Genomic DNA, 10,992 nt, shown 5'->3' on the forward strand with positions numbered 1-10,992 from the left:
ATAAAGCTATGGCTATGCAGACAGGAGAGAATGAACAGGCGCTGAGGAAAATTCTGGATATGACCAGGCTGATCAGCATTGTAATCTTAGTGATCCATTTTTATTATTACTGTTACGCTGCCTTCCGGCAATGGGAACTCGTCAGCGCATTCAGCGACCGCCTCTTAAATAATATTTACAGGACGGGGATATTTAACAACTTTATAAAATCCAAGCTGATTGCGTTAGGCTTTCTGGCTATCTCACTGACTGGTGCGAAAGGTCGGAAAGATGAAAAATTGAACTATAAAATAGCCTTCGCTTACGTTATTACGGGATTGCTCATTTACTTTTTAAGTTACCTAGGCTTACTGGCTAAAATAAAAGCAACGGAACTGGCAGTCGTATATATTGGTGCTACCTCCATCGGATTTCTGCTGGTGCTAACAGGCGGCACTTTATTATCCCGGATTATTAAAAACAGGCTGAACTATAAGGATATTTTTAATAAGGAAAACGAAACGTTCCCACAGGAAGAGCGCCTGCTGGAAAATGAATACTCCATCAACCTGCCAGCCCGCTACCAATTAAAGGACAAAGTGCGCAATAGTTGGATTAACATCATTAATCCGTTCCGTGCGGTAATGGTGTTGGGTACACCTGGTTCAGGAAAATCCTACTTCGTCATTCGCCATGTTATCACACAACATATCCGTAAGGGGTTTACCATGTTCGTGTACGATTTTAAGTATGACGACCTTTCCAAAATAGCTTATAACACCTGGCTGAAAAATAAACACCGATACCCAAAGCCACCAGCTTTTTATGTGATCAACTTTGACGACCTGACCCGCAGTCATAGGTGCAATCCTTTGGAGCCTTCCGCTATGACCGACATTACCGACGCAGCAGAATCTGCCCGTACCATCCTAATGGGACTGAACAGGGAATGGATAAAACGCCAGGGTGACTTCTTCGTGGAATCTCCCATTAACTTTCTGTCTGCTGTCATTTGGTATTTGAGGAGGTATAAAGACGGTGAGTTTTGCACCCTGCCGCACGTTATTGAACTTATGCAAGTGGATTATGATAACCTATTTACCTTGTTGAGAACAGAAAAAGAAATCGAGGTGCTGATCAATCCATTTGTGAACGCATACCTGAACGACGTTATGGAGCAATTGGAAGGTCAAATTGCCTCCGCAAAGGTGGCAATGGCCAGGCTTTCTTCCCCGCAGTTATATTATGTTCTATCAGGCAACGACTTTAACCTGGACGTTAATAATCCCGACGATCCCAAGATTGTCTGTATGGGCAACAATCCTCAGAAGATACAAATTTATGGGGCTGTATTGTCTCTATATGTAACGCGTTTGGTGAAGCTGGTGAACAAAAAAGGCAAACAAAAAAGCAGCCTCATCTTTGATGAATTTCCGACCATTTACCTAAATAATATGGACAGCCTGATTGCCACAGCAAGAAGTAATAAAGTTTCCACCTGTCTGGGAATCCAGGATTTCAGCCAGCTTCGTAAGGACTATGGTCGTGAGCAGGCAGATGTGATCATGAACATCACCGGTAACATCGTTGCCGGGCAGGTTACTGGTGATACTGCTAAACAGTTATCAGAACGCTTTGGCAAGATCATGCAGGACAGGGAAAGCCTTTCCATAAACAGCGGTGATACTTCGATCAGCCGTTCCAAACAACTGGAATCGGCAATACCACCTTCTAAAATTTCGGCGTTAAGCTCCGGTGAGTTTGTAGGTATGGTAGCCGATGATCCAGACAACAAAATAGATTTGAAAGCCTTCCATTGTGAGATACTAAACGACCATGATGCACTTAAAAGAGAACAAGACAGCTATAAGGATATTGAGGTAATTCGTAAACTGGATAATACAATGGTGCAACGAAATTATCTTCAGATAAAACAGGACATTCAGGATATTATCCAGTCGGAAATGGAACGAATGCTGAATGATCCGGCGTTAAGCCATCTAGTAGTGAAAAAATAGCAGAAAGTTGCCTTATAAATTGGTTTCAATCAAAATTATATTTAAGTTTACATTTGCAAAAAGGGACGAAGAGTAACCCTTTTATCAAACAAAGACTTAAATGGTAGGGCAATACGGTTATTTAGAAGACTTTATCGACGAACTCCGTTCCAACGGAAGATACGCATTTTCATTACCAGAGGTACGAGGCCGTTTTGAGCAGTCTGACGAAGCAATAAAAAAAGCATTGCAACGACTCAAAAAGAAGAAAGAAATTGCTTTAATAAGGAATGAGTTCTATGTAGTCGTTACCCCTGAATACAGAAGTAAAGGAATACTTCCACCATCGCTCTTTGTCGCAGATTTGATGAAGTTTTTAGGGAGAGATTATTATGTAGGGCTGTTAAATGCAGCGACCTATTATGGAGCTGCACACCAGCAACCACAATCTTTTTCAGTGATCACAATGAAGCCAAGCTTGCGCAATATTAATAACGACAACTTGAAAGTAAACTTCTATATAAAGAAGGAATGGGACAAAGGTGATACAGTTCAAAAAAAGGTTGATACAGGATATATCAACGTATCATCGCCGGAATTAACTGCGCTAGACTTAGTATATTATTTTGATCAAGCGGGCGGTCTCAACAGGGTGGCTACAGTGTTGGAAGAGCTTAGTGAAAGCATCGATCCCAATAAAATGCTTGACCTAGCTAAACGGTATTCTCCTATAACTGCGGTTCAACGTTTGGGCTTTCTACTTGAAGAGATTTTAAATATGCCAGATTTAAGCGAACCCATAAAAGATTATTTAAAAACAGTGAACTATTTCCCTGTGCTATTAAGACCACAAAAAGAAAAGCCCGAGATGATTACCGGTAATGATTGGAAAGTTGTTCAAAATATAGAAATAGAAACCGATTTATGATTCCTCAGGCATACATAACCGCGTGGCGTAAAAAGGCTCCCTGGCAGGAGGATTTCCAAGTTGAACAGGATCTGGTAATTGAGCGTGCGTTGATGGCAATATATAGTGATGACTATTTAAAAGAGCGATTGGCATTTAGAGGGGGAACGGCATTACATAAATTGTATCTCTCGCCTGCCGCAAGGTATTCTGAAGATATAGATTTAGTGCAAATCACAGCGGAGCCATTTGGGCCAATTATGGATAAATTACGTGAGGTTTTATCCTTTATGGGTGATAAGCCAATACGTAAACAAAAACAGCATAATAATACACTGATATACCGCTTTGATTCAGAAGGTGGAATTCCTTTGAGATTAAAAGTGGAGGTGAATTGCCGAGAGCACCATACGATTTTTGGTATACAGGACGTAAAATATGCTATGCAGTCTGAATGGTATACGGGAGAAGTGGCAATACCATCTTATCAATTAGCAGAATTATTAGGAACCAAAATGCGTGCGCTTTATCAGCGCAGAAAAGGGAGAGATTTATTTGATATGTGGTTTGCGATAACCCAAGGTAATGTTGCCCCAAATAAAATTATTGAAGCATGGAAATTTTATATGGATGAAGAGGATAATAGTGTAACACAGAAAGAGTTTTTGGAAAACATAGAAAAGAAAATACTAGATCGAGATTTCTTGGCCGATATGGAAGGGTTATTAAGGCCTGGGGTTACGTACGATATTGATAATGCATTCAAATTAGTAAAAAGCCACTTGCTGGATAAGATTTGACAATGAGTAAAGATACAAAAGATTATAAATTACCGACTGGTTGGGCTTTGGCTGCGCTCAGTGATATTACCTTCAAAGTGACGGATGGTTCACACAATCCACCTGGTCGGCAGACAAGCGGAATTCCCATGTTAAGTGCAAAGAATATAACAGATAATGATATCGATTTTAATAACGATATCCGGTATATTTCTGAAGAATCATATCGTTACGAGAATGAAAGAACAAATATTGAATCAGGAGATGTATTACTCACTATTGTAGGAAGTATTGGTCGCGCCGCAATCGTACCCGAATATTTAAACCGAAAATTTACAATACAAAGAAGCGTAGCACTTCTAAAACCATGTATAATTCCTGGTAAATACATGATGTATGCTTTTCAAGCACCTTTCTTTCAAAAAATCTTGGAAAATGAGGCAAAAGGAACTGCTCAAAAAGGAGTCTATCTCGGAACGCTCAAGTCCCTCCAAATTCCAATACCTCCTTTAAATGAACAATATTCAATAGTCGAAAAATTAGAAGAAATATTTAGCGAACTGGAGCAATCTAAAATTGGTTTACTTGAGGCTTCGATACAACTAAGAACTTACAGACAAGCTTTTTTGAAAAATGTCTTAGAGAAAAATGGAATATTAGATAGAAATGACAGGATTATTTCTAAAAAATTCAAGGGATTAAAAAAGGTTTTTTTAGGAGACGTTGTAAATAAAATTTCTAAGAAAGTGAATCCATTAGATCATCCAGATTTGAAGTTCATAGGGCTTGATAGTGTAGAGTCAAATAGTCTAAAACCGAATTTGATATACATGTTTAAGGATTATTCCAGTTCGGGTAACTATTTCGAAAAAGACAACATCCTATATGCTAGAATGCGGCCTTATTTAAACAAGGTATTTAAGGCTGAATTTAATGGGGCCGCTTCAGGGGAGTTTATTGTATTAGAGTGCAAAGAACAGATTCTAAATGATTATCTCAAATATATCTTGCACTCCGCAGCCTTTGTGAACTTTGCAAATGAACGGTCAACTGGTGATAGGCCAAGAGTTTCATTTGAAGATATCTCTTTGTTTGAATTTTATTTGTGTGATCTGGAGGAACAGCAACAAATAGTAAATGAGATTGACAATCGTTTTACAATTATCGAAAATCTTGATGATACAATAAGAAGTAATCTACAAAGCATCGACTTCTATCGTCAAAGTATATTGATGAAAGCTTTTAAAGGGGAATTAACTATGCAGGATAATGAGAATGAACCTGCAACTGAACTACTCGAAATAATCCGTAAAGAAATTCTACAATATCGCAATCAGCAAAAAGTCAATGTTCAAAATAATCCTCGCATGAAATTACCAAAAAAGACACTCATTTCTGTGATAAGAGAAAATTTTCCTGATTCAGAATTTAGTTTTACTGAATTAAAAGAACATCTGCATATGTCATATCAAGAAGTTAAAGAACAGCTTTTTGTTTTACTTGATGATGAGAAAGAAATCACCTCAAGATTTAATAAAAAACAAGAACGGATAACATATAAACTGAAGTCATGAAGTTAAAAAGTATAAGAATTTCCGACATAGCTAGTAAACCGTTGCTGGAAGGTTTGGATCTAACTTTTCCTGATAGAACTGCTGATTATTTAAATGCAAATTGTTTAATTGGTGTAAATGGTTCAGGTAAATCCCAGTTTCTAGAAACTATAGCAGAAATATTTATTTACCTCGATGCTATATATCGAAAAGCGAATGTGATGAAAAATGCTTCATCGCCTTTTTCCTTTGAGATTGCTTATAACATAACAAAAGACAACAGAAAATATCTTGTCAATATTACTCAAAAGTCCAAAAGCACTAAATCCCCCATTATTACAATAACCGATTCTGATGAAAATTTAATTTCATTTACGGATAAAGACGTAGATGGTTATCTTCCAGAGAAAGTTATCGGATATACTTCTGGCGAAAACGAAACAATCAGTATTCCTTTCCACGCCTATTATGACGTTTACGCCACCTATACAGCCAGCAGAGCAATCGAAGGGTTGTCTAAGAAAGATTATGAGCCCAGATTCTATTTTATGGATTACAATACTAATCTCGGTATCGTAATCAGCAATTTAGTATTTGAAGAGGTCGAAGGTATTGATTATATCAAGAACGAACTTAAAATCGGTAAGCTTAAAAGCTTTCAGCTCATACTCCAAACTAAACAGGCGGCAGCTCCTAAAATCAAAACTTCTACCGGAGAGAGCGGTGTAATTCTTACACAGGAATTGAAAAAATGGAGAGAAGAGTTGATCGCATCTGCAACCTGTTATGACTATGATGAGAAACATAACAAGTACACCTTAGACTTTTATTTTAATGAAGCAACAAAAGATGCATTGACCCATTTCTTCAAATCGGCTTATAATCTTTATACCGCGTTATACAAGTTTGAGCTGTTAAATAATTTAATGATAGATGCCACAACTAGGAAAAATATCGAGCGGGAGCGGAAACGGAGAAAATTAATTACCAAAATGCCCACAGTGGCTAATAAAGATAAGGTTCTGAACTATTCAGAATTAAAGCTGCAACTCTCAAACGAGCAAGTAATAGATTATCTCAGTTTAAGTGATGGGGAGCATCAATTCTTTAATATTTTCGGGACTATAATCATGGTTAACCATAATAATTCTATTTTTTTACTAGATGAACCTGAAACACATTTTAATCCAAAATGGAGAAGGCTATTTATAAGTCATTTGAGAAATCTTACCAAGGACAGAAAACAAGATCTTTTTCTAACATCGCATTCTCCTTTTATAGTATCGGATACACCAAAGGAATCTGTTTACATATTTGAGCGTGAGTCGAAAGACCATATTTCTGTAAAGCCGCCTGATCAGGAAACTTTTGGGGCCTCGCTGGATCACATATTGCGAATGGCATTCGATATGGATGAAGTGATGTCTGAAGAAGCTTTACAGGCTATTAAAGCGTTAAAAGAAGAAACAGATCCGGCCAAAATAGAAGAAGGAATTGAAAAATTAGGCGAATCCTCTCAATTAATGCCCCTATATCGCCGCATTGAAATGTTAACTAAAAATAAGTAGCATGCTGTACAAGTATGAATTTATAAGTGGCCATTCGTTGGGCCAATTAAGTAAGCACTTAAATTACTTCTTTAGAAAAATCAAGGCAGTACCTACTAATGCGGCCTTTGTCACCGCACGATATTTTCATCCTTCAATTGCCGATGACATAGATAATTCCTCTACGTTAAAGAAAAAATTCGAGGCATTTTTTGAATCATATAAAGTTTTGAGTCAGGATAAAAAGGATGAATTTTATCGGATCGTTTTGAAGTGTCGCTCTATTGAGTTATTCTTTGAGGATGTAAATATTGATTGCTCCGAAATCAACAATAGTGCTATACAAGCAATTATAGGAGATGACACTTTATATGAACTGACAAAGTATCTATTTTCAACCACGCTAAAGGCTAACCGATGGGGTATCAAAGATCATTACCTACAACTTTACAATCGAATGCCTGCTCACAAAGCTTGTCCTTTCTGCGGCGTAGGTGAAATGCATCAAACTTTTAGGGAGGATTATGATCACTTATGTCCCAAGAAACATTACCCGCTTGTGGCTATAAATTTAAAAAATCTGGCCCCAATGTGTAGTGCATGTAATACGAAATTCAAGGGCGAGGTTGATGTTTTTTACGACAACAACATCAGACGACAATTTGCATACCCTTACTCAACACAATTAACAATTAATATCGATTATAACGGTAGCGTTATTCCAGAAACAGATATTAATAATTCAGCCGGTTTTTGGAAAATAAACTTCTTACCCAATGACCCCATGAATGATACATGGTTCAAAGTTTTTCAAATCGAAAAACGCTATAGGGATGATTATTTAGTACCAAAATTTGAGTCATGGGTAAACGATTTTTTGGATGACCTGGTGAGTTACGGAATTAATATTGCCACTTACGATGACCTGAAAAGAGAACTTAAAAATACTGCCGAGAGAATTGGACAGAAAAGATTTATACACTCAAATATCATCAAAGCCCCACTATTCGATTACTTGGCAAGCTGTGAAAATGATATTTTCTATAGCTCAGTACTAAAAATGTATACACAAAAAATAAGCGTTGCATGAAGACAAATACATTAGTTGCAAAGATTTGGTCGTTTTGCGACACCCTTAGAGATGATGGCGTTAGTTATGGCGATTACTTGGAACAAATTACTTATCTGCTTTTCCTAAAGATGGCTGATGAGTACACTGACCCGCAGTATAAGAAAAAATTTAATATACCTTCCGATTGTAATTGGCAGATTTTATTGGATTCAAATGATGATCTGTTAATCAGCACTTATAGTGACAACTTAAAAAAATTAAGCTCATCAGGAGGAATGCTTTCAAAGATATTTGACGGAGCTCAAAATAAAATCAATGACCGGCATAAATTAAGAAGGCTTATTGACCTTATCAATGAGGAAACCTGGATTAATGAATCAGTAGATATTAAAGGGGAAATTTACGAATCGTTACTGCAAAAAAATGCGGAAAGCAGCGGTGCCGGACAATACTTTACGCCACGACCCGTAATTCAAGCGATGGTTGAATGTGTACAGCCACAGCCCGAAGAGAGTATTGCAGACCCATCCTGTGGTACTGGGGGATTTTTCTTGGGAGCCTTAAATTATCTGCACAGCAATAATAAAAAGCTAAATGAAAAACAGAAAGATTATCTAAAGTTCAAAACTTTTCACGGCTGGGAAATTGTTCCATCTACAGCGCGCCTTTGCTTAATGAATCTTTTTCTTCATGGCATCGGCGACCTTCAAAAAACTCCTGAAATAGATGTTGCGGATAGTTTGAAGGAATCTTTAAAAGAAAAGGTTAAAATCGTACTTGCTAACCCTCCATTCGGCAAGACAAGCAGTGATATAGCGACCAACGATGAAAAGAAAGCTAAGCAGGAAGGTTATTATTTAAGAAAGGATTTTTGGGTCACGACAAGTAATAAGCAGTTGGCGTTTTTACAACATATTATTACCATGTTACGTCCTGAAGATGGGCGTGCGGCTGTTGTTTTGCCCGATAACGTATTGTTTGAAGGCGGTGTGGGAGAAACCATCCGAAAAAAAATATTAGACGAAGTAGATCTTCATACGATCCTCCGACTGCCTACAGGTATTTTTTATGCGCAGGGTGTAAACGCAAATGTGCTTTTCTTTGATACGAAAAGGAAAGGTTCAAAACCGGCCACTAAAGATATTTGGTTTTATGACTACAGGACGAATATTCACCATACACCCAAAAAAAATCCACTTACTTATGAAAGCTTAAAAGATTTTGTAAAATGCTATAATCCTCAAGACCGGACTAAGCGAAAGCCGACTTGGACAGAGCAAAATAAAGAAGGACGTTGGAGGAAATACACCTATAATGATATAGTCAATCGCGATAAATGCAACTTGAATATTTTCTGGCTAAAAGATGACAACAGAATTGACTTGGAAAATTTGCCGGAACCGGAAGATCTCATGAATGACATTATAGGAAATATAGAAAGTGCCTTAGCTAATTTCAAAACAATAAGGGATTCTGTGTCCTAGAATCACAATGGATGACGAGCAAAAAATCAGGAAATTTGAATCGGAGATATTAGATAAAGCTCACACTAAGTTGGCCTTTTATCAGTACTCTGAGGACATCGTTATCCCTTACTTGTTGCAGGTCTATGGAGATACCGAAAGACATCGTGATAATTTAATTTCAAATGGGCATAATGCCCACAGTATCTCTATCTATTTGAACAATATGATGCATGGAATTGGTCATTGTATCAGATGGATGTTGAAACAAACACAACCTGTATTCACTAATACCTTTGATAAATCTCCGCGGCAGCTACAGGAAATGGCTGCCGATTTTTTAGGTTGGGGAACAGGCTATCATATGATCGCGCAGGAGTTTGTCACCTGGTCAAGAGGAATTAAAACCGCGATTCTTGATGAAAATAATAAAACCATTACATTTCTCAATCCTAACAGTTACAACTATTCGGGTATCTACAATAAGCAACTGTTATACGCTAAGCAAATCCAAACTATCTATCTCAGCTATCCTCATGAAGAAATGGAGGATGAATTTGAAGAATGGATAAAAGATATAAATTTCTCCGAACCTCCTATCGCTAATCACATTGACTGGCACAAAGGAAAAAATTCGAACTCTTATCCTTTGATGTTTAAGAAAATGTGCGAAATATTGTTCCCTGAATTACAAGAAACAACAGACTTAGGTGGATACAACCTCAAACAGCTTCGGCAATTTTATGCTTTATTTTTTCTTAACTTTTACTTCATCCGCTGGACAGAAGCAGTTTTGGACTCTAAATCAGGACAAAATCTTTCGTTTGGCTCGAATCCATTATATCTAAGCATTACACAATTTCATAAGCTAGCATCCACTATTACAGGACTTACAAAAAACGTAGTTGGTGCTATTATATCGGATCTAACTTTCAATCCTAATAATTTTCATACCAGCGTCACCATTCAGCCATTTGTCCTTTCTTCATCGGGCACATATTATATTTTGCCTAATCTATTCTCTCAGCTAGAGCCATCAAGAATGATTTTAGGGGCTTTAAATAAAGGATCAAAAAAGAAAATCTATGATAAACTGATCAATCTCATCGAAAAGTTTAATCTGAATAAATTATATTCTTCAGTATCAGATTCCAGCAACTGGACTTCCTATTTGGAGAAGGTGATTAAGTTTGAAGGCAAGCAGATACATCCTGACCTTATTATTATTGACACGGCCGAGAAATGCGTCTGCATAATAGACTATAAACATTTTATCGGGCCAATCACTGCGTCAGAGGTTGATTATAAGATGAACGAGCTAAAAAAAGGTGCTACTCAAGTTCAAAACTATATTGAAATACTTAAACAACTCAGCAAAATTGGAGTAACCGATATTGACGGCTTTTCAATAAAGGGGTTGCTAATTACGCATAAGCCTATGCCGGTACCGTTGTCCACTGAAATCGAAGTTTCGATAACAGACATGGACACATTTATAAATAGGGTAACAGGCTTTAAAGCTCAAAGCCGAGGGCTTATTGAATTAATGCAACTTATTACTGCCTATAATATACCTAAGAATGTATTTGAAGCCTTTGATGCAGATATTGAAGTTGATGAATGGAAAGTTATTCGAACTCAACATAAAATTACTAATTACGATGGTATTTAATACATTAACTGTATAACACCATT

8 protein-coding genes are annotated in these 10,992 nt (G+C 37.2%); all 8 read left to right on the forward strand.

From position 1 onward, the window contains the following. The first annotated feature begins 8 nt into the window (after positions 1-8). The gene (gene mobC, locus ACU37H_RS04280; RefSeq protein WP_472703121.1) at positions 9-1,997 is read left to right on the forward strand and encodes a conjugal transfer protein MobC; all 1,989 of its coding nucleotides are present in this window, start codon (positions 9-11) and stop codon (positions 1,995-1,997) included. Positions 1,998-2,097: 100 nt separating this feature from the next. Beyond that, entirely contained in the window at positions 2,098-2,904 is an 807-nt protein-coding gene (locus tag ACU37H_RS04285) for a type IV toxin-antitoxin system AbiEi family antitoxin domain-containing protein (protein WP_472703122.1), read from the forward strand. After that, positions 2,901-3,683: a nucleotidyl transferase AbiEii/AbiGii toxin family protein gene (locus tag ACU37H_RS04290; protein ID WP_472703123.1), complete on the forward strand. Its 783-nt coding sequence runs from the start codon at positions 2,901-2,903 to the stop codon at positions 3,681-3,683. The genes ACU37H_RS04285 and ACU37H_RS04290 overlap by 4 nt, the downstream gene beginning before the upstream one ends. A 2-nt stretch (positions 3,684-3,685) precedes the next feature. Then, positions 3,686-5,236: a restriction endonuclease subunit S gene (locus ACU37H_RS04295; protein WP_472703124.1), complete on the forward strand. Its 1,551-nt coding sequence runs from the start codon at positions 3,686-3,688 to the stop codon at positions 5,234-5,236. After that, on the forward strand, positions 5,233-6,783 hold the full coding sequence (locus tag ACU37H_RS04300; RefSeq protein WP_472703125.1) for a restriction system-associated AAA family ATPase: 1,551 nt from the start codon (positions 5,233-5,235) through the stop codon (positions 6,781-6,783). Before ACU37H_RS04295 ends, ACU37H_RS04300 begins: the two co-directional genes overlap by 4 nt. A gap of 1 nt (position 6,784) precedes the next feature. Further along, entirely contained in the window at positions 6,785-7,852 is a 1,068-nt protein-coding gene (locus ACU37H_RS04305) for a hypothetical protein (protein WP_472703126.1), read from the forward strand. Further along, the gene (locus ACU37H_RS04310; protein ID WP_472703127.1) at positions 7,849-9,318 is read left to right on the forward strand and encodes a type I restriction-modification system subunit M; all 1,470 of its coding nucleotides are present in this window, start codon (positions 7,849-7,851) and stop codon (positions 9,316-9,318) included. Before ACU37H_RS04305 ends, ACU37H_RS04310 begins: the two co-directional genes overlap by 4 nt. A 7-nt stretch (positions 9,319-9,325) precedes the next feature. Continuing rightward, positions 9,326-10,969, forward strand: a complete 1,644-nt coding sequence (locus ACU37H_RS04315) for a hypothetical protein (protein WP_472703128.1) — start codon at positions 9,326-9,328, stop codon at positions 10,967-10,969. Positions 10,970-10,992: the final 23 nt, after the last annotated feature.

This window comes from Niabella sp. ZPM-14 (genome assembly GCF_055693045.2).

Bases quoted from the DNA above. Each gene is read 5' to 3' on its own strand.
- ACU37H_RS04290 (WP_472703123.1), top strand. From the start codon at position 2,901: ATGATTCCTCAGGCATACATAACCGCGTGGCGTAAAAAGGCTCCCTGG.
- ACU37H_RS04310 (WP_472703127.1), top strand. From the start codon at position 7,849: ATGAAGACAAATACATTAGTTGCAAAGATTTGGTCGTTTTGCGACACC.
- mobC (WP_472703121.1), top strand. From the start codon at position 9: ATGGCTATGCAGACAGGAGAGAATGAACAGGCGCTGAGGAAAATTCTG.
- ACU37H_RS04295 (WP_472703124.1), top strand. From the start codon at position 3,686: ATGAGTAAAGATACAAAAGATTATAAATTACCGACTGGTTGGGCTTTG.
- ACU37H_RS04315 (WP_472703128.1), top strand. From the start codon at position 9,326: ATGGATGACGAGCAAAAAATCAGGAAATTTGAATCGGAGATATTAGAT.
- ACU37H_RS04285 (WP_472703122.1), top strand. From the start codon at position 2,098: ATGGTAGGGCAATACGGTTATTTAGAAGACTTTATCGACGAACTCCGT.
- ACU37H_RS04305 (WP_472703126.1), top strand. From the start codon at position 6,785: ATGCTGTACAAGTATGAATTTATAAGTGGCCATTCGTTGGGCCAATTA.
- ACU37H_RS04300 (WP_472703125.1), top strand. From the start codon at position 5,233: ATGAAGTTAAAAAGTATAAGAATTTCCGACATAGCTAGTAAACCGTTG.